18 protein-coding genes are annotated in these 19,797 nt (G+C 32.8%); 6 read left to right on the top strand and 12 right to left on the bottom strand.

Translation table 11 applies throughout. The features are described from left to right. Window positions 1–20 precede the first annotated feature (20 nt). Complete coding sequence (locus AACL09_RS00315) at window positions 21–437, top strand: ankyrin repeat domain-containing protein (RefSeq protein WP_339047941.1); 417 nt, start codon at window positions 21–23, stop codon at window positions 435–437. A gap of 866 nt (window positions 438–1,303) precedes the next feature. On the opposite strand, the gene AACL09_RS00310 is transcribed toward AACL09_RS00315, so the two are convergent. The 7 genes from AACL09_RS00310 to AACL09_RS00280 form a co-directional block, all read right to left on the bottom strand. Next, entirely contained in the window at window positions 1,304–5,167 is a 3,864-nt protein-coding gene (locus AACL09_RS00310) for a DEAD/DEAH box helicase family protein (protein ID WP_339047939.1), read from the bottom strand. Between the two features lie 271 nt (window positions 5,168–5,438). Then, window positions 5,439–6,602, bottom strand: a complete 1,164-nt coding sequence (locus AACL09_RS00305; protein ID WP_339047937.1) for a hypothetical protein — start codon at window positions 6,600–6,602, stop codon at window positions 5,439–5,441. An 83-nt stretch (window positions 6,603–6,685) separates the two neighbouring features. Then, window positions 6,686–7,960 (bottom strand): serine--tRNA ligase, encoded by a 1,275-nt coding sequence (gene serS, locus AACL09_RS00300; protein ID WP_339047935.1) that lies wholly within the window; start codon window positions 7,958–7,960, stop codon window positions 6,686–6,688. A gap of 49 nt (window positions 7,961–8,009) precedes the next feature. Further along, window positions 8,010–9,749 (bottom strand): type I secretion system permease/ATPase, encoded by a 1,740-nt coding sequence (locus AACL09_RS00295; protein WP_339047933.1) that lies wholly within the window; start codon window positions 9,747–9,749, stop codon window positions 8,010–8,012. 89 nt (window positions 9,750–9,838) lie between these two features. Beyond that, on the bottom strand, window positions 9,839–10,618 hold the full coding sequence (locus AACL09_RS00290; protein ID WP_339047931.1) for a TatD family hydrolase: 780 nt from the start codon (window positions 10,616–10,618) through the stop codon (window positions 9,839–9,841). Window positions 10,619–10,719: 101 nt separating this feature from the next. Next, a complete protein-coding gene (locus tag AACL09_RS00285) occupies window positions 10,720–11,079 on the bottom strand; it encodes an Asp-tRNA(Asn)/Glu-tRNA(Gln) amidotransferase subunit GatC (RefSeq protein ID WP_339047929.1) in 360 nt (119 codons plus the stop codon). Next, window positions 11,069–12,004: a ribose-phosphate diphosphokinase gene (locus AACL09_RS00280; protein ID WP_339047927.1), complete on the bottom strand. Its 936-nt coding sequence runs from the start codon at window positions 12,002–12,004 to the stop codon at window positions 11,069–11,071. The genes AACL09_RS00285 and AACL09_RS00280 overlap by 11 nt, the downstream gene beginning before the upstream one ends. 110 nt (window positions 12,005–12,114) lie before the next feature. Here AACL09_RS00280 and AACL09_RS00275 point away from each other — a divergent pair, with 110 nt between their 5' ends. The 4 genes from AACL09_RS00275 (at window position 12,115) to ruvA (ending at window position 15,599) form a co-directional block, all read left to right on the top strand. Further along, window positions 12,115–13,122 (top strand): Mrp/NBP35 family ATP-binding protein, encoded by a 1,008-nt coding sequence (locus AACL09_RS00275; RefSeq protein WP_339047925.1) that lies wholly within the window; start codon window positions 12,115–12,117, stop codon window positions 13,120–13,122. 81 nt (window positions 13,123–13,203) lie between these two features. After that, on the top strand, window positions 13,204–14,244 hold the full coding sequence (locus AACL09_RS00270; RefSeq protein WP_339047923.1) for a hypothetical protein: 1,041 nt from the start codon (window positions 13,204–13,206) through the stop codon (window positions 14,242–14,244). Between the two features lie 71 nt (window positions 14,245–14,315). Then, on the top strand, window positions 14,316–15,026 hold the full coding sequence (gene ccmC, locus AACL09_RS00265; RefSeq protein ID WP_339047921.1) for a heme ABC transporter permease CcmC: 711 nt from the start codon (window positions 14,316–14,318) through the stop codon (window positions 15,024–15,026). Further along, window positions 15,027–15,599 carry a Holliday junction branch migration protein RuvA gene (ruvA, locus tag AACL09_RS00260; protein ID WP_339047919.1) on the top strand — a complete coding sequence of 191 codons (573 nt, stop codon included), beginning with the start codon at window positions 15,027–15,029 and terminating at the stop codon, window positions 15,597–15,599. Between the two features lie 61 nt (window positions 15,600–15,660). On the opposite strand, the gene AACL09_RS00255 is transcribed toward ruvA, so the two are convergent. The 5 genes from AACL09_RS00255 to ccmA all read right to left on the bottom strand — a co-directional run bounded on the left by AACL09_RS00255 (window position 15,661) and on the right by ccmA (window position 19,000). Next, window positions 15,661–16,614, bottom strand: coding sequence for a beta-ketoacyl-ACP synthase III (locus AACL09_RS00255; RefSeq protein ID WP_339047917.1), 954 nt, complete (start codon window positions 16,612–16,614; stop codon window positions 15,661–15,663). Then, window positions 16,604–17,596, bottom strand: a complete 993-nt coding sequence (plsX, locus tag AACL09_RS00250) for a phosphate acyltransferase PlsX (RefSeq protein ID WP_339048936.1) — start codon at window positions 17,594–17,596, stop codon at window positions 16,604–16,606. The genes AACL09_RS00255 and plsX overlap by 11 nt, the downstream gene beginning before the upstream one ends. A 32-nt stretch (window positions 17,597–17,628) precedes the next feature. After that, on the bottom strand, window positions 17,629–17,811 hold the full coding sequence (rpmF, locus tag AACL09_RS00245; protein WP_339047915.1) for a 50S ribosomal protein L32: 183 nt from the start codon (window positions 17,809–17,811) through the stop codon (window positions 17,629–17,631). Between the two features lie 149 nt (window positions 17,812–17,960). Then, window positions 17,961–18,266 carry a hypothetical protein gene (locus AACL09_RS00240; protein WP_339047913.1) on the bottom strand — a complete coding sequence of 102 codons (306 nt, stop codon included), beginning with the start codon at window positions 18,264–18,266 and terminating at the stop codon, window positions 17,961–17,963. A gap of 125 nt (window positions 18,267–18,391) precedes the next feature. Then, on the bottom strand, window positions 18,392–19,000 hold the full coding sequence (gene ccmA, locus AACL09_RS00235; RefSeq protein WP_339047911.1) for a heme ABC exporter ATP-binding protein CcmA: 609 nt from the start codon (window positions 18,998–19,000) through the stop codon (window positions 18,392–18,394). A 106-nt stretch (window positions 19,001–19,106) separates the two neighbouring features. Here ccmA and pyrF point away from each other — a divergent pair, with 106 nt between their 5' ends. Beyond that, on the top strand, window positions 19,107–19,793 hold the full coding sequence (gene pyrF, locus AACL09_RS00230) for an orotidine-5'-phosphate decarboxylase (protein ID WP_339048934.1): 687 nt from the start codon (window positions 19,107–19,109) through the stop codon (window positions 19,791–19,793). Window positions 19,794–19,797 lie beyond the last annotated feature (4 nt).

The raw sequence follows: 19,797 nt of genomic DNA, 5'->3' as shown, positions 1-19,797 counted from the left end.
TTATTCAAAGAGGGGGAAAAATGTTTAATTGGATTAAAAAAATTTTATTACATTGGGCCGCTCGCAAAGGATATACAACTATAGCAAGATTGCTCATAAGATTGGGAGCAGATATTGATAATATATTGAGTACAGATTCGCAAGCTGCTGATTACAACAATCATATGGAGACTCTAAAGTCGATTTTAAACAAAGGGGTAGATGCTGACTCTAAAGGAAAAGCTTTACTCTTCGCTGCTGCAAATGATCATAAAGAAATTGTACGGTTGCTTTTAGACAAAGCTTTATTCACTGCTGCCGGCCACGGTCATAAAAAAACTGTAGAGTTGCTTTTAAACCAAGAGGTAGATGCTAGCCATATAGGACAAGCTTTGCTCGTTGCTACCTTACTCGGTCATAAAGAAACTGTAGAGCTGCTTTTAGGCAAAGAGGTATAGTAAATTCACTTTAAATCAGGACTATTGGAAAGCGCGATAGATAGCTAAATTTATGTTTTGTGCATCAGTTTTCTAATTCTAGACTTTAAAAAAAATGCTCAATTGGATTAAGATCTGGTGAATATGGAGGAAGATAGAGTAAATTGCCTTTTCAATTAATTCTCTTGTTTTAGCGGTTTTATTGCATTATCCATAACTACAGTTGTATTAACAGGCAGCTCCGGTAGTGTTCTAACCATGTATTAAGTACTTCTTTATCACAACCTCCAGTAAAGGTCAGAGGTGCAACAAATCTTCTTCCATCCTATTATGTTCTCGTCTTTTGCCAGTGCATGTATTTTCTCTCCTCTTGTCCATATTCTCTATATAATCTTTCATCTATATATACGATTGGTCTATTTCGGCAATTTTTTCGATAAATCTTTTTCATCTCTTGATAAATTTTTTTTAATGTGATTTTTAGCTGTTGTACCAAATTGCGCTTATTCCGAAACCAATTTCATCTCTGCCAGCTGGATGCTTTTTTACATATTCTTCTAGGGGTCTATTTTTCGATAAAATTACCATTTTTTGCTGGTTTTAACCAACAGCTTTCTTTTCTAGCCATCATCGCTATTCCTATTTCTAAAAGCTCCTCAACTTCAGCCTTTCTTTTTCAACCAAAGATACTGCTTTTTTCAGTAAATCTAAGCTATCTCTTTATATACTAATAATTTCATTATACCTTTATCACTTGTTTTTGAAAGTACTATAGTTTTCTTATAAAGCTATTGGTAAATGACGCACGATTAAATTGCAAACAGCCTTTTCGAAACCTCTAATCAGACAACTATCTGCTACACAGTACTAACTGTTAAGTAACCCTCTTACTCTGTAAAATGCATCTTTATAGGGTTTGTATATTTACTATTGCCATTCTTAATGTTATCTTCAGTAAATGGTTCTATATTTTTCAGGTTAGAGCGAATTTCATCTTTAATTATTCCAGACGCTTCGTTCATAAATGGAATTTTCTCTTTGTTTGCAATAAATTCTAGTTCATTACAAGCAGAAATTTGTTTATTAAAAATTATAGATCTAAATTTTTCTGGACAACCAAAAACAAAAGCCATGAGTGGAATGCAGATTACAATGGTACTTACGGCTGACGCTATTTTTACATTATCCGTGCACAAATATGGAATCTGTGGAAAGACTACAAGTAGTGGAAACCATTTTATGAAAAATATAAATGTCTGTAATCCTGCATTACCATAATTTTTTCTATATTCCTTTCCTTCTTCGTTATTTAAACTAAACTTTCCATCGCTACGGTAAAGAAAATTCGAAAAAAACTTCCCTGCATTACCTACATTTCTAATATAAAATATCTCATTGTCATTTTTTAACCTTGGCAACTCAACACCAATTACATTATGAGAGTCATGATACCAAGCTTGAGCTGCTGCAATTTCTTTGCTGACTTCTAATATAGAATTAATCGTTTCTTTATCAGTTTTTACCTCTTCCTTATTTTTTATTTTATCAAAAAGCGATCGTATCTTTCTTACTTTGTCATCATTATTCTCACTTGGATAAATAGAATTTAATATTGTTAAAATATACTCATCCTGCAGTGGCGAGATGATGTTCTTAAGCGCTTTTTTACATATTGAACTGTTTAGAAGTTTATTGAACAAATCATTTTTATCTTGTGACAATTCTAGAAACTTCTTTATTATTTTTTGATTTTCAATACTGTCTGCAAAGGTATAATTTTTAACTATATGAACATATGTTGCCTCTGCACTTGCAACATTGTTTATTACTTTACTGTTACCTATAGTTCTAAGAGAAAACGTTATATAACTCGGTACTGTCCATGGATAGTAGAGGATCTTACTAAAGATATAAGCAATATAATATGGAACTGCATATAATGCGCTTGGTTTGCCTTGATTTTTTACATTTTTTTCATAAGAAATTAGGTTTTTCTTCACGTTTTTCAAGATGCGAGAAGACTCTTTTTTTGTTTTTTTTAAATCGTGGTCATTTCTGTTGTATAGATCTACAAGTTTTCTTATTGTAAAAGCTTCAATGTGTTCTTTCTCTTTTTCACTAAATTCATCATTTTTCTCTTTTTTATTATCTACATAATTGCTGATATACTGAATTACTTCTTCTGAAATTTCTGTGCTAATTGTCTTTAATGATTCTTTATTGTATTTTTCCCTGGCTTTAAATAGCAGTGAAGTAACACCTTTTGCCATCAAGCTTTTTACATCAAAGCACAATTTTATGCCTTTGCGTGCAATCATTCTAAAAAATGGTTGTTGAGTTACATCTAACCCCCTATTTCTACCATAGCCTTGATAAATCTTATCTGGATTATTAATTTCATCGTCATTTTCATTAATGAGAATAGCAACGTTCTGCAAAGTAGGATCGCTAAATCCTATAGATTTTGATGGATCCACAAGTGTACCTATCCAGCCTTCAGTAAATAACTTTGTTACTTCCTTTGACGTATATTTATGTGTCTTGGATTCTCCTTCTTCATCTTTGTATAACAATTCATACTTTTTAGGATTTCCTTCTTCATCAAAGTCAATAAACGGTCCATCTATTTTTAAAGTACCTAAATTATCAAAAACAATTTTGTTCTTTTTACATATTTCTCTTAGTTTATATAAAGGGAATTTTCTTTCATTATTATTCCTCATCTGCATAAGATTATTGTCTTTAAGCAATGAATACAAAGCTGGATAATCTTGAGATTTCAACAAGCTATATATCTTTTTTGTGGATTTACTGACTTCTGATCCAAATTCCTTTTCTAAGTACCGTTCTAGCTGAGTTTTGTACACATCATCAAAATAATCATCAGAAAGATTATGGAATTTAGAACTGTTGTTTTTAAATCGAGCCAAAAAATTGGTGTAACCTGGTGTACTCTCTGTTATCTTTTTAAATTCACCACACAAATCATCTAATACCTGATACTCATCTCCTATTTTCATCATATTGTGAAGTTTTCTATCAAGTTCCCAATTTTCTATTATGATATGTGATCTTGTTTCTAAAGCTTCTACTACGCACTTAATACCTTCAGCCATTTCGGTCTGTAGGTCACATTGAAATCCTTTATCTTTAAGATATTTTCTTATACATTCTTTACTTCCTTTATTATCTTTAAGTGCATTTTCAACATCTTTATATAGATCTTCTAGTTTTTCTGCTCTTGCTTTGTTTAGCGCAATAACATCACCATATTTCCTATTACCTTGATCATCATGACACTTCTGTAGTAACGCTAAAAGAGCGCTATTAATTATGCCATGCATTACTCTATATTCTGAGTAAGTTGAAGTATTGCTAAAATCTATTTTGTTTATCAGTTCATCTGCCTTACCTTTAGTTAAACTTCTTCCTATTTCTTCCCTGCATTTTGCTATACAGTAATTCCTCTGTGACTCTTTATAAGAGAAATCATATTTTTCACCAAAATCTTTTCCCAGTTTGTATTGATCATGAGCCTTACTTGAGCTCAATAACTTGCCATTTTTATATATTTCATTTTTTTCATCTCGATAGATGAGATTTAAGTTTCTAATCATATCATCGTTGCATGCCAAAACTAAGGATTTTTTACCTCTAGGGCTTTGAATATTTATATCCTTATAGTTGAGATCTGTTTTTTTATATATGAAAGTCTCTTCAGTTTTGCAGATATCCTCATGAGCTGGACTAGAAGCTCCTACATCTACCAAGTTTGCTATAAGCCTACCAGATATATCTCTATCAGCTATTTTATTTACTATTAGATTAACAAGCGATACGATAGGAAAAGCAATGATAGCAAGTGAAATCTGCCCTATGATAGGGTGATATATAAACGTATTAAGATAAAAATTATAAAAATTGTATAAAGTAGAGAAATAAGTAAACCCTTCTATAGTATAGGAGTTTAAATAGATTTTAAATAATAAAGTTAACAGGTACGATGTGACTATAATGCAAGCATATGGCAGGAAACCAGACCTCTTATTGGTTCTTTTCATAACACTGTTTGCGGTAGCATTTATCGAATGTGCTGGGATAATTCCCATCTCCTTTATTTTCTCTTCTAAAGAAATACTGATAACCTTGCCTTGAGCCTTTTCAATGCTCTTATACAACCACTCTTGTGATGTTGCGCTAAGACTTATACATGAACACTTATTTCTTAAAAATTCAAAACGTTGTCTGTATAGATCTTCTTTTGTTGCCGAGTCTACTTCATCAATCATTAAAAATGTTGATTTTGGTATTTTTCTTGTCTCTTGCCAATTTTTTATAAAGAACTCTTTGTGCCCTTTTATTTTACTTTTTATTTGTTCAGCAGTTTTGCCAGAAAAGAACTTGTCAACATCATTTTTAAACTGCGATATTAAATTATCAGGAACTACTATCCTATAATCGGTTTTGGCATTTTCTAAAATGCCAGCGAATGATATTTGAATAAATGACTTGCCAAACCCCGTAGCTATATCAAGTAGTATATTAGGATTTTGACCATCTTTTATATGTTCTAGCATTCTTTTAAAAACGCTCTTTTGAATTGAATATAATTTTTGATCTAATTCTTTAATCTCTGCAATTACACCATTACTATCTTTTTTACCAAGATCAGGAAATAATGATTTGGCAGCGTTTAAAATGCCCTTTACATCTAGGTTTAGCTCTTGTGTATTTATGGCTGAATCTAACATAATATTACTATCTAGTATTAAATTACTTAAAGTTATGCTTTTGGCTTCAGCAATATACTTGCTTTTCTCTCCCCCAAAAGAATGAATCTTTTTATTAAATTTTATTAAGAATTTAACTTAATGTCAATAATTTCTTTTAAAGGAATTTTTGTTGTCTCAAATTTTATTAGTATTAAGTTGCAGTAACTTAAACCTGATCTAATAAAAAATTATATAGCCAATAAAAGTTACTGCTCTTTATAGCATTATCTGAAAAGCATCTATAGTCTGCTTATCTTCTATGTGCACATGCGCCATCTTGCAAAGATGCCTCTTCTACATCACTGCTTGGTGAGGGTTGGTATTTTTTCATTAATCTTTCTATTACTTCATCTACTTTTGCTTTGTAGCCATGTTCTTTCATGATCTTTCCTAAAAGTTCACTTGTGTTTTTTCTACCATTTATACAATCATCGAATACGATTTGATCGAATAAGGAGTCATTCCCTATTTCATCACTGCACACACTATGAAATTGTCCATTAACTTGTAACATTACGTGTTTTTTTTGGTTTAGTCCTGTCAATAAATTTTTATATAGATCAGGTAGCTCTTTCACTAAATTATTTTCAATATCCTTAATATTTTCAATATATGGTATATAATCTAAATAATCTGATGCAGTAATCCCTAATTTAAATATTGTATCTTTTATTTTTTGAAACAATACGGTTATTTTGTCACCACACATTGTAGCACTTTTAGATATGTTAAAATCGCTATTTTTGTACTTTTGTAAATCAACAGTTATACAATCCTTCTTTAGTAGCTGATTTAATATTGTAACAAAATTATAGGCTTTAATATGTTCTGTTAATACCTTATTAAACTTTTTATAATTTTTCTCAGAAATATATGTTGTTTCAGGCAAATTATTTTTCTTATTATATACTTCTTTTATATCATAAAACAAAGAAAATATTATTTGACAGTTAGTGATTCTTAGATAATCGGTCAACTTTGCTTTAAAATCAGGATAACATTTTTCTCTTTCTTTCTGTAATTTTTCAGCCTCATGTTTAGCTCTTAGTTCTTTTGTTTTCTCACGTTCTTTCCTTTGCTCTTTTTGCCCTTGTGAAGATTGTTCATGTCTTTTCTCTTTTGGCACTGCACCAGTTTCTTTTATTGAAGATTGATCTTGGCTCGCTTCGCTACTACTTGTACTCGGTGGTTCTTTTTGTGCTTGAGTTCTCTCTCTTTCCTCTTTGAGTTTATTCCTCTCCTGATTTAATTTTTCTTGTTTAAGTTTCTTTTGTTCTAGTTCTTTTTTAATCTCTTCATTTATCTTTCTGTTCCAACCTATGAGTTTTAGTGCTACTTCAGGATTGTCATTTTTCCATCGTTGCCTTATTGATTCTTCAAAATCTGTTTGAGTAAATTGTTTTTGCTTAGGCATACTAAATTTCCCTCTGCTTTATTTAATATTATATTAACATATTTGGTAAATTCTATCAATATAAAACTAATAAATTTAGTATATTAATCAATGATTTGATAATTATTCATATAACTTTGTAGAACTTTTGGAACTTCAATTGAACCGTCAGCGTTTTGATAATTTTCTATAATAGCAGCTATGGTTCTGCCTATAGCTAGTGCAGAGCCATTGAGAGTATGAACGAATTTCTTTATCTTCTTATCCTGCGTAACATAATACCTCGCTTTCATTCTTCTTGCTTGAAAAGTACCACAATTTGAGCAACTTGAAATTTCTCTATATTTGTCTTGCTCTGGAAACCAAACCTCTAAATCATAAGTCATCTGTGCAGCAAAACCCATATCACCGCTGCACAAGAGCATCACGCGATATGGTAATTCTAGACGTTTTAGTACTTCTTCTGCAATGCTTAGCATACGCTCAAGCTCTTTTTGAGATTGTTCCTCAGTTGTAATACTTACAAGTTCAACTTTACTGAATTGATGCTGCCTAATCATTCCACGTGTATCACGACCTGCACTACCTGCTTCTCGACGAAAGCATGGAGAAACAGCAGTAAACCTCATAGGCAGATCTTCAGCATTTACTATGCTATCTGCTACTAGGTTTGTCAGTGGTACTTCACTTGTTGGGATCAGTCTAAATCCATCTGTTGTTACAAAAGAATCTTCGGCGAATTTTGGTAATTGACATGCTCCATACATTGTTTTCTCAAGCACAAGGGCAGGATGTGATACTTCAGTATAACCAAATTCCTGCGTATGAATGTCTAGCATAAAATTAATTAATGTTCGTTCTAATTTTGCCAATTTATCTTTTAGTATTACAAACCTTGAGCCAGAAATTGCTGCTGCTTGTTTAAAATCCATAAAGCCTAATTTCTCTCCTAATTCATAGTGTGGTAAAGGCTTAAAGCTAAACTCTTTTGGCTTTCCAACTTTTCTTATTTCTACATTTTGATTCTCATCTTCTCCTATTGGAACTCTCTCTAATGGAAGATTTGGCAGAGAAGAAAGTAAAATAAATAATTCGTCTTCTAGTTTTAGTATTTCAGGATTAATTGCATTAATTTCGTTTGTAATGTTCTTTGACTCTTCCACTTCACTTATGCATTCAACTCCATCCTTCTTTAACTTTGCAATTCTATCAGTTACTTCATTACGTCTCATCTGTAAATCTTGAATGCTTGTGGTTAAAGCTCTTTTTTTTGTATCAAGCTCAAGTATTTTTCCAACTACTGATTTTTCTATCCCTCTTTTTTCAATCATTTGAGAGAAAGTTTCAGGATCTTTACGTATGAGTTCTATATCATGCATAAGCACTACAAAAAATTGATGATAATATAGAACTAAAACAACTTCAAAACTATTCTTGTTTACCGGGTTTTTCTGGTGGAGCTTGAGAAAGCATTTTACTTAGAATTTCATCCCTCGGTCCCATAGCAGTAACTGTACCATCATGCATAACTATTATCTTCTCTACCACAGATAATAAAGGAATTTTGTGAGTAATTATCAAAGTTGTAATTTTATTATTTCGTGCATGCTCAATCGCTTTTATCAAACGAGCCTCACCTGTACCATCTAAGTTGGCATTTGGCTCATCTAAAACTAAAAGTTTTATGTTACCATAAAAAGCTCTTGCTAAACCGAGTAATTGTTTTTGACCACCAGAAAGTGTGACTCCTGAGCCACCGATCAATGTATCATATCCATTTGGCAAACTTAATATCAGCTCATGTATTCCAGCAACCTTTGCAGCTTTTATAACTCCTTCAGGGTTCGGATTTGGATCCATTCTTGCAATATTTACCTTAATGCTAGTATTAAATAATTCAATATCTTGTGGAAGGTAGCCTACATAATGACCAAAATCTGTGCGATCCCAAGAATAGACATCAGCTCCATCAAGCCTTACAACCCCTGCAATAGGTTTCCAAACACCAACAGTTAATTTTGCTATCGTTGATTTTCCCGATGCACTAGCACCAATGACGCCAACTACATCTCCTGGATTTATGGCAAACGATATACCCTTGATAGTTGGTTTATTGCTGCCGTATGGAGTAAAAAATACTCGATCAAATAACAACTGCCCCTCAGGTTCTGGTAAAGACATGGTTTGCTCTCTTTTGGGACTGGTGAGTATTAAAAGTTGCAGCCTTTTATAAGATAGCCTTGCCGATGTAAGCATTTTCCAGGTATTAATTGAAGCTTCAAAAGGTGCTAAAACTCTCCCCATCAAAATCGAGGCAGCAATAATGCTTCCGGCAGTTTTATGAGCAACAATTGCAAGCAAAGCACCTGTACCAATCACTGATATCTGTAGGGTCGAGCGTAAAAATTTTGTTACACCCATAATAACATTAGAACGACCTTGAGCTTTAGTTTGCAAAGTGCGATTTTGATCATTTTTTTCGCACCACTCAGTAACTATATGTTCAGCCATACTCATAGCTTCAACTACTTCAGCATTTCTAGTTGCAACATCTATTGCATTTATATTTCTGATCGACTCTTCATTAGTTTCTTTTATTATTCTTTTAGTGGCAAATTCATTCCATATAGCCATCGATAGCAATACAACCACACCAATTACAGCAATAAAGCCAGTGGAAGGGTGAATCATAAATATGGCAATTAAGTAAATTATTGACCAAGGAGTGTCAAATAAAGAAAATACCCCATAACCAGTGATAAAACCCTTAATCACTCCAAGATCTCTAAGTGCTTCTCCGCTTGATGTAGAGCTTCTAACTGACGTGAGCCTTATTGATTTAATTATGAGATCTGGGGTCATTACTTTATCTAACCAATCGCCAATTTTTGCCATTGCCAAATAACGACATGTCTCAAGCATTGAAGAACAAGCAAATGCACTTAGGCTGATAATTGAAAGCATAACAAGAGTAGGAACGCTACCACTTGAGATAACACGGTCTAATACTTGCGAAGTATAAAGTGGCAAAAAAAGTACTAAGAAATTGATGCCAGAACTAAACCAAAAGATAAACCAGAACGCACTTTTGCATTTCTCTAAGCATATATATAAAAGACTTTCTTTTAATTCTTTTGCTACTGCTGGTTGTAAATTTACTCCTTCCACTTCTTATTACCCTTTATAATCTTCTGTCTATTTATAATATATTATTTAAAAAAATATTAATATGAATTATTGATTGTATATTACTATACTTATTCAACTTTTTCTATTTTTACTTTTGTAAATAATTCAAAAAAATTATTAGTAGTAATTACTTCTACTTCCTGAGAACTCTTATCCCATAATTTTGCCAGACAATTGACAACGTATTTTGTCATTGCTGGTTCATTTTTTTTACCTCTATGCGGCTCTGGTGATAGATATGGTGAATCTGTCTCAACCAAAACACGCTCGTGGGGAATATAAGTAGCAATATCTCTAATGACTTGAGCATTTTTAAAAGTGATTATTCCAGAAAATGATATATAAAACCCAAGTTCAATTGCCTTTTGTGCAAGTTTGTCAGATGAGGCAAAGCAATGCATAACAGCAGTGAAAGGACCTTTTTTCATCTCTGATTCTAAAACATTTATCATCTCTTCATCCGCTGCGCGCGCATGAATAATCAGTGGTAGGCCTGTCTTTCTTGCTGCTTCTATATGTGCTAAAAAACTTTTCATCTGCTTTTCAGCGTTACCTTGCTTATAAAAATCTAAACCTGTCTCTCCAATACCTATGACTTTTTTATCCGTAGTAAGTTTGATTAGGTCTTCTGCGCTTATATATTCATCATCAGTGTTTGATGGATGTACACCAACTGAGGTATAAATTTGCGCATAAGAGTGAGCAATTTTTAGCAAATCGGCAAATTCACTTATGGTAGTGCAGATAGTTTGCATTATGCCAACACCACTTTCCTTTGCATTTGTAATAACTTTTTCCACTTCTTTTTGTGAAAAATGGTTTAAATGACAATGAGAATCAACTATCATGGCCAGAAATACACTAATGTAAACTCTAACCGTAAATTGTCAACTGCAGCCAATCAAAATGGGAAGTTTGATTAGTGAAGCAGGTTTTAAACCTCAGAAAGTTATTCATTATTAATAGCTTTTGGTACCACAAAATATCCATGTTCAGATTGAGCACAAGATAAGATATCATCTTTTGTGTTTTCACAATTTACAACATCCAACCGCATGTGTAACGTATCTACAATACCGCCATAACGCATTGGTAATATGTTATCAGTGTTTAAATGTGATAAAATTTTATTTACCCAGTTTAGCATGGCTAACTCTCCTGCATAATATTCAACTTCATCTTGGGAGAGTTTTATTTTCACAAGTTTTGCAATCTTTTCTACTTCAGAAGTGTCAATAGCGTTTGCTTCTTTGTTATTTGCAAATTTGATTAAAGATAATATGATATCTTCTGTTGATTTATGTTTCAATTTTACCTCTATAAGAATTTATTGCTTTAACTAAAATGTCTGTAATAGAGATAATTTCAATCTTATCACATAAATCATTATCATGAGATATGGTATCAGTTATAACTAACTTATTTAAAGCAGAAGATGAAATTTTATCTAATGCATTACCTGATAATACTCCATGAGTTATATATGCTACTACAGATTTAGCTCCACGTTCCCTTAATGCAAAGGCAGCGTTACATAACGTGCCTGCAGAATCCACTATATCATCTACAATAATGCAATCTTTATCACGTACTTCCCCTATGACTTGCATCACCTCAGATATACCAGCTTTTTCTCTATATTTATCAATTACTACAACTTCATTAATTAGATTAACTTTATGCTGATTTAACAAAACTTTTGCAAAATTACGTGCTCTACTTAATGCTCCAACATCAGGTGCTACAATTACTGCATTTTCAAGCTCCACACTTCTAGTAGCAAATACCTCAAGTGTACTTAAGTTGTTTATAGGGATATCAAAAAAACCCTCTATCTGATGAGAGTGTAGATCTACTGCAATGACACTATCCACACCTGCTGCTTTAATTAAGTTTGCAACCAGCTTAGCACTTAATGCTGAGTGCATTTTGCCATTTTTGATTACTCTATCTTGACGACTATATCCATAATAAGGCACAACTAAAATTGCTCTTTTTGTTCCTACTCTCTTTACCGCATCAGCTGTTAGCAGCACTTCTATTAGGTTGTCATTTGCAGGAGGTGAAATTGCTTGGATAATGAAAACTTCATAACCACTTAAATCACTTACTACTTCTACGTTTGTTTCTCCATCGGAATATTTAGTAATATTTACATTGCTTATATCTATCCTAAGCTTTAAAGCAACTAACTTCCCTAAGTTTTCACTTGCACTTCCTGCAATAACCTTCATAAACTCTTTTTAGAGAAAGAGGTAATTATAGACGTATTTTTTTATAGATCAAATCTAAAGTATTAATTAGTTTACGTTGTATGAAAGATGCTAATATGTAAGTAAAAGATGTGATAAATGAAGAGACAGTCAAGCTATCCCTAAAAAAAGTAATTGATCAAGATATTGGTAAAGATGTTGTTACGCTTGGTATGGTATCTTCAATAGTAATTAAAGAAGGACATGTTGGTTTTGTTCTGCAATTTTTAAGCAGAGGGCATGCTGTAAAGAAAGCGAATCTTAAAATAGAATGTGAGAATACTTTAAAAGCCATACCAGATGTAACAAAAGTAACTGTAGTAGAAGCAATAGTAGGTACTACAAATCAAAAAATTAATAATAAAATATCAATTGAAGGAGTAAAAAATACTATTGTAGTTATATCAGGAAAGGGTGGAGTTGGAAAATCTACAGTAGCATTAAATATTGCAGTATCGCTTTTAAAGCTTGGCTACAGAACTGCTATTGCTGATGTGGATATATATGGTCCATCATTACCACAAATGCTAGGCAGTCAAGATCTCACTCCACAAATAGAAAACAAAAAAATGCTCCCTGTGGAAAGATATGGACTGCAAACAATGTCTATCGGTTATGTCATAGATAAAAATCGCGCTGTCATATGGCGAGGACCGATGATTACCAAGGCATTACACAATTTATTACTTGGAACCAAGTGGCAAGATGTAGAATATCTAATTATCGATACACCTCCTGGCACCGGTGATGTGCATTTAAGTCTTGCAGAAAAATTTAATCTAACAGGGGCAGTGATAGTTTCCACTCCTCAAGAACTTGCTTTAATTGATGCTAGAAAGACCTTTGATATGCTGAGAAAATTGGATATACCTATAATTGGTATTGTTGAAAATATGAGTTACTTTAGCTATCAAGGTTCACAAATTCACATTTTTGGAGAAAATGGCGCAGAAAAAATGGCAAAAGAATTAAATATGAAATTTTTAGGAAAAATTCCTCTTGATCCACAAATATGTAAGGCATCTGATAGTGGTTTGCTACCTGAAACATTAATGAAAGTCTATAATGATATTATCAAGCAGATTCTAGTGAATGATTAGAGAGAATTTTTATTTTTTAATCAATTAATTTATTATTAAATAATATTGTGTATAATTAAATCTATACCCAAGTCTAATACTATGAAAATATTTTATTGTTTAGTAATTCTACTATTTAGTACTAACTTAAGTTATGCAGATGAATTTTTATTAAACAGCAGTGATAAGAAAGATGAGATAAATAAAATTGAGGCTGAAGAGAATGAACTACCTATAGCTTCTCAAAATTATGTTTTAAACTTGGATAACAAACAAGTTTTAATAGATGAGAATTTGTCAGCTGATCAGGAGAATATGGCATCAGAAGATTTTGTGCGGTTATTACCTGACAAGAACTTTGAGGAAGATAAAAATTCTAGTTTTCAGGAAGAAAAAGATATTGAGGTTTTTGATTTAGAAGGCCGAAAAAACGATCAAAAAGAAAAATTAGACGATAACATTAAACTAAACAAAAATCCTTTACCTCAAATACAGCAAGGTCCAGATACAAGTATAATTGATAAACCAGATAAAGATAATAAAACTTCTAAAAAAGGTAATGATACTTCTCGTAACTCAGATAGTGATAAAATCAAGGAATCTGATGAAGAAAATGCTGAAGCCTTTGAGTTCTCACAATTGGAAGATCTATTTAAAGATGAAATTGCTGTATGGAAATATAAGAAAGTACCTAACATGGCTATATATAGTAAGTTAAGTAAAAATAACAACAATCACCTGCCAAGAGCAGTTTATTTACAAGACTATAATCAACAGATTTATTACTGTATAATGAAAAATGATTTATCTGGTTTAAGAGCCATAATGAACAAGCTTGAAGATATTGGTATGGACGATATATTTGCACTTCAACCAGACTCAGTAGATGACTTGTTAACTTTTGCTATGAAAACTGGTAAACGCGATATAGTTGATTTTCTTTTATATAAAGGAGCGGTTTTTAACGCTAACAATAGTAGTGAGCTTCTTTCTATTGCAATTCGACATGGTTATTTTGATCTAGCAGAATCAATTAAAAAGATAAGAGATTCTTCTTTTAAAAAGATAAATAATAATCCAAATTCTGATATGTATAAATGGGCAATGGAAACGAAATATAATAACTACTATATTAATAAATAGCATATTTGCAAAATATTTACTCTTTGAATGATCTGTGATATCTTATCAGTAGGTTAAGCTAAGAAGATAAAGTGAATGTTTTAAAACCTAAAGATTTAATGCAAATTACAAGATCAAGCTTACCATGGCTACTTGTTTTTTGTTTTATTTTTTTTATATGTGGGATATGTCTTGCACTCTTATTTTCACCTGATGATTATAAACAAGGAGAAATCGTCCGTATTATGTACATTCATGTACCAACTGCGTGGATGTCACTTGCAATATATATGCTGATTGCACTTTTGAGTTTTGCATTTTTAGTTTGGAATAATGTTATCTGCAGCGTACTTGCACGTGCTGCATCTTCTGTTGGAATGGTTTTTGCTGCTGTATGTTTAATTACTGGTAGTATATGGGGAAAGGGAACTTGGGGCACATGGTGGGTGTGGGATGCAAGACTTACTTCAATGCTCATTTTATTCTTTTCCTATGTTGGTTATCTTATGCTGTGGAATTTTTTTAGTGATGAAGCAAGAGCTATGAAATCCGCTTCAGTATTTGCGATATTTAGCGCGATTAATGTGCCAATAGTTAAATTCTCTGTTAATTTATGGTCAACATTGCATCAACCAGCTAGTATCCTACGTGCAGGAGGGGTAGCAATAGATAGTTCTATGTTAATACCACTTATTGCAATGTTCATATTCTTTATATTCTTATTTCTTGTCTTATGGGTATTAAATTCCCACAAATTGATAGATACATATAAGATAAAAAAAGAGATTGTTCTTAGGTTTTAAATGATAGGAAGCTTAACTGGTATAATTGATGAAATTAATAGTGACCATGTTATTTTAAATGTAAATGGTATTGGGTATATTGTTTACCTCTCAGTAAAAAGCTTAAATTCATGTTATTTAGAAAGTAGCATTAGACTTTTTATTGAAACTCACCATAGCAGAGACAATATAATTCAACTATATGGCTTTATTACAAGGGAAGAGCAATCTTGCTTACGTTTGTTAGTTAAAGTCAACGGTATCAGCTACAGAACTGCAATTACAATCTTGAGTAAATTAGAACCGATTGAAGTTTTATCAGCAATTGCTAGTGGTGATAAAGTAGCATTTAAATTAAGTGGCATGGGGCCAAAATTAACAGCAAGAATCATAACTGAACTACAAAATGAAGTAAACAAACTTAATATAAGTTATTCTCCTATTGTTCAAGAAGATGCTACTCTTGCTTTGATTAATCTGGGGTATGATAGATCAAGGGTATACAATATTGTCCAAGATATAAAAAAGGATTCACCGAATTTAAAGACTGAAGACATTATTAGCAGAGCCCTTAAGGATCTATCTATAAGTTAAAGTATGAAAGTTTAAGAACATATGTCTCAAATAGCAATTTAGATTAAATAAAATTTTTCATTTAATAACGCAGTAGAACAGAAGCCCAGGTCATACCAGCGCCGATGGATGCTAGTAAAACTAAATTCTTAGCTTTGATTTTACTTTTTACAGAATCCAGTGCAAGTGGTATTGAAGCAGCAGAAGTGTTTGCATGCTGATTGACCGTGATAACTGTTTTATCCAGTGGAAGACTTATCTTTTTAGCAACTGCTTCGATAATGCGCACATTTGCCTGATGAGGAATGAGCCAGTCAATGTCACTAATTTGTAAATCATTCTGCTTTAGAGTTTCCAAAATGACATCTGCTAATTTTTCTATACCATGCTTAAATACAGCTTGGCCACTCATACAAATATAACCAGAATTACCTGTTGTTCCAACTCCACCATTAGTACATAAAATGTCCACCTTTCCATCTGAATAAAGGTGGGTTGATAGTATTCCATGCTCTGGATCAGAGCCAACCACTACAGCACCAGCTCCATCCCCAAACAGCACACATGTTGATCTATCTTGCCAATCTATAATTTTGGACATAGCATCTGCACCGATAACTAATGCATACTTTGCCTTACCAGATTTTATAAATTCATCTGCCACCGCCACAGCATATAAAAAACCAGAGCATGCAGCTTGCACATCAAACGCAAATGCATTTTTGCATCCTAGTTTTGCTTGCACAATAGTAGCACAACTAGGAAAAGTCTTATCAGCAGTTGTTGTAGCAACAATAATAAGATCTATATCTTCTGCTAGTATTTTTGCATCTTTTAAAGCATTACTAGCCGCATGCCTGGCCATATCTGAAGTGAGTTCACCTTCACTTATAATATGTCTATATTTAATTCCCGTCCTTTGATAAATCCACTCGTCACTAGTATCAAGTGACCATTTAGCAGCAACTTCATCATTACTTAATTTTTCTTTTGGTAAGTGGGAGCCAATACCTAAAAAGCGGCTTTTATTCGACACTGCTAATACCACTTATTATTTTAGCATTAAGGTTATTACGTATTGCATCAACAGCAAACTTAATTGCATGACCAAAAGCTATATTATCAGCATTACCATGACTTTTTATCACAACACCATTTAGTCCCAAAAACATAGCACCGTTTCTTGTTTTAGGGTTAAAATGACCTAAACTGCTGCTTAACTTTTTTTTTATAAAAAAACCAAATAATTTCGTTATAAAGGAACTAGATATTTCATCTTTAACGAGAGATATTATTGTATTTACCATAGTTTCAGCTGCTTTTAACATGACATTACCCACAAAACCATCAGCAACAATAACATCTATATCACCGTTTAAAAACTCACTTGCTTCTATATATCCTTTAAAGTTTAAAATGTCTGTTGCACATTTGAGCAAATCAAAAGCCTTACGTATTGCATCAGTACCTTTAATCTCTTCAGTTCCTATATTGAGCAGAGCAACTTTTGGGTTATCTCTTCCTAAAACAGTCTTTGCAAAAGCACTACCCATTACAGCAAATTGAAAGAGTGAATCAGCATTGCAATCTACATTTGCACCTAAATCAAGCAAGATAAAATCCTTTGATTTGGTTGGAAAAACAGAAGCAATAGCAGGACGATAAATATTTGGCAGGGTACCGAGCACAAAGCGAGCAATAGCCATAAGCGCTCCAGTATTGCCAGAAGAAACTACACCAGCCACTGTTCCATCTTTAATTGCTTCAATGGCGCTATACATGCTAGATTTTTTGCGCTGTCTTAAGGCAAAAGAAGGCTTATCATCTGATAAAATTACATCCATACAATCCACAAAAGTGCTATTGCCTAATACTCTTTTATATTTTGACAATATAGGTAAAACCTTCTCCTCCTGCCCATAGATATGAAAAGAAACGTTAGTATTAGAACCTATAAGATTATTAAAAAAGAAATCTACACCTTTTATCACCGAAAGCGGAGCAAAATCCCCACCCATTGCGTCAATAGCGATAACTATATCATTTACATTCACTTGCTTTCATTTTTTACAATTACTTGTCTGCCACGATAATAGCCATCAAGAGATATATGGTGTGGCAGCATATACTCCCCTGTTGTTGAATTGATAACAATATTTTTAGGTTTAATCGCATGGTGAGAGCGGTGCATGTCACGACGCGATTTAGACTTTTTTCTTTTAGGTACTGCCAAGATACTCCTCCATATATAAGTAATTTTAACTAAAGAATTATAGTTAGCATTTTCTTTAAAGTAAATGATCTCTTAAATTTCTTAAAAAGTCTATTGTAAAACATTACTTTAATTATCTATGGTTCTAGTGAGGAACTAATAATGCCTCGTCAATGTTTAACACCATACTTAATTCCTTTCTCTACTGTTACAGGGCCAATCTTTTGATTTATTTCCATACTATCGTTAGTATAATCCCTAGTTATTGAACCATCATTTGATTTTACCTTGCCAAAGTTCTGTCTAACCACAGCGCCTTTACAATTTCCCTCTATTCCATCACGATTTATTATTACAATTCCATAATTTTTCTTTATTTGGCCATAGTTTATTTCTACTGTACCAAAATTTTTCTCTACCACATCTCCTATTTCTACTACTCCTAATTCCTCATAAGTATTTATTACTTTGCGCATAAAACCCCCTTTACTAATATGAGCTATCTAATATAAAAATTACAATAGTTATATTCTTATTGAGACATAGATACTATACTATAAAAGATATAGTAAAGCGAATTTTATGTTTTTTCTACTTTAGTCTAAAAATCACAGATATTGATAATTTTGAGATCGGGAAATGGTGTTTCCTTATTGTGTCCGGTGATCACAACTATACCGTTTTGCTTGGCACGCACTAGTATCAGCTCAGAGATTAAATAAGTTGCATTGTCATCAAGATTTGCAAATGGCTCATCAATAAGCCATAAATTTGCGTTGGCTATAAGTAGCTGAGAAAGGGATGCTCGCCTCTTCCAACCTTCTGAAAGCTCGCTATATCTAATATCTAGTACAGGCTGCAATTCAAGATAATGCGCAGCAGCCATTATAAGTCCTGTTGTTTTTCTCATCTTCGCCCAAAATCTGATGTTTTGCATAACTGTGAGATCATCCTTAAAAGCATTTTTATGCCCTATGTAGATCATGGAAGATAGGTACAAGTTGCGATCTTCATCTATATCATTTCCGTTATAACTAATACTGCCACAAGCAGCTGGGGATAGGCCAGCAATAGTGCGTATTAATGTTGTTTTGCCACTACCATTGGGACCAACAATTAAAGCTATAGAACCTGATTCAACTTCAAATTCAAGATTAGAGAATAACTCTCTATTGCCACGTATACATGATATATTTTTACATTTGAGCATAGTCTAAAATCTCACATTTGGAGCTTAAGTATAACAATAAATTTTCATTGTCTCCAGTTTACGCATGAGATAGAACTTTATTACACAATAAATGGTACTGAAAGCTATGAACCCTATTATATGCGCTTTAGATACGCAAGATATAGATCAAGCAGTTTCACTTGCAAAGAAACTTAAGAGCACGGTTTCTATGTTCAAATTGGGCTTAGAGTTTTTTGTGGCCAATGGCATATCTGGAGTGCAAAGGATAATGGATTTAGGCATGCCAATTTTCCTTGATCTTAAGCTCTATGATATACCGAACACTATCGCTAAGACAGTTGAAGTTATCAAATCAATGAATATTGCAATGCTAACTTTGCATTTAAGCGGAGGTGCAAAAATGCTCAAAAGTGCATTAGATGCTGTTTCTGATTCAGGTATAAGTTTAGTTGGTGTCACTGTTTTAACTAGTATGGATAATAATGATCTATTAGAAGTAGGAATAAACAAAACTGCAAAAGAACAAGTAGCCATTCTTGCCAAAATTGCAAAAGAGGTAAATCTATATGGAGTAGTGTGTTCAGCATGGGAGATTGCAGAAGTGCGTAAGATATGTGGAAATAGCATTAAAATAATAACACCAGGTATACGCTTGAAGAGTAGCACTGACGACCAAAAAAGAACCGTAACTCCAAAAGAAGCAATAGAGCTTGGTGCAGACTATATCGTAATTGGCAGGCCTATAACTGAAAACTGCGATCCAAAGCATACTGTAGAGTTGGTACTAGATTCACTGCAAAGAAAGACATAAATTA

The sequence above is a fragment of the Candidatus Mesenet endosymbiont of Phosphuga atrata genome (genome assembly GCF_964020175.1).
In the GTDB taxonomy this organism is placed as follows: domain Bacteria; phylum Pseudomonadota; class Alphaproteobacteria; order Rickettsiales; family Anaplasmataceae; genus Mesenet.
Note: the sequence above shows the minus strand (reverse complement) of the source record. Positions and strands in the feature narration are given on the sequence as shown.

What these genes read in the sequence shown, in the direction of transcription:
- AACL09_RS00315 (WP_339047941.1), top strand. Translation starts at nt 21, where the DNA reads ATGTTTAATTGGATTAAAAAAATTTTATTACATTGGGCCGCTCGCAAA.
- AACL09_RS00310 (WP_339047939.1), bottom strand. Translation starts at nt 5,167, where the DNA reads ATGTTAGATTCAGCCATAAATACACAAGAGCTAAACCTAGATGTAAAG.
- AACL09_RS00305 (WP_339047937.1), bottom strand. Translation starts at nt 6,602, where the DNA reads ATGCCTAAGCAAAAACAATTTACTCAAACAGATTTTGAAGAATCAATA.
- serS (WP_339047935.1), bottom strand. Translation starts at nt 7,960, where the DNA reads ATGCATGATATAGAACTCATACGTAAAGATCCTGAAACTTTCTCTCAA.
- AACL09_RS00290 (WP_339047931.1), bottom strand. Translation starts at nt 10,618, where the DNA reads ATGATAGTTGATTCTCATTGTCATTTAAACCATTTTTCACAAAAAGAA.
- AACL09_RS00280 (WP_339047927.1), bottom strand. Translation starts at nt 12,004, where the DNA reads ATGAAGGTTATTGCAGGAAGTGCAAGTGAAAACTTAGGGAAGTTAGTT.
- AACL09_RS00270 (WP_339047923.1), top strand. Translation starts at nt 13,204, where the DNA reads ATGAAAATATTTTATTGTTTAGTAATTCTACTATTTAGTACTAACTTA.
- ruvA (WP_339047919.1), top strand. Translation starts at nt 15,027, where the DNA reads ATGATAGGAAGCTTAACTGGTATAATTGATGAAATTAATAGTGACCAT.
- plsX (WP_339048936.1), bottom strand. Translation starts at nt 17,596, where the DNA reads ATGGGTGGGGATTTTGCTCCGCTTTCGGTGATAAAAGGTGTAGATTTC.
- AACL09_RS00240 (WP_339047913.1), bottom strand. Translation starts at nt 18,266, where the DNA reads ATGCGCAAAGTAATAAATACTTATGAGGAATTAGGAGTAGTAGAAATA.
- ccmA (WP_339047911.1), bottom strand. Translation starts at nt 19,000, where the DNA reads ATGCTCAAATGTAAAAATATATCATGTATACGTGGCAATAGAGAGTTA.
- pyrF (WP_339048934.1), top strand. Translation starts at nt 19,107, where the DNA reads ATGAACCCTATTATATGCGCTTTAGATACGCAAGATATAGATCAAGCA.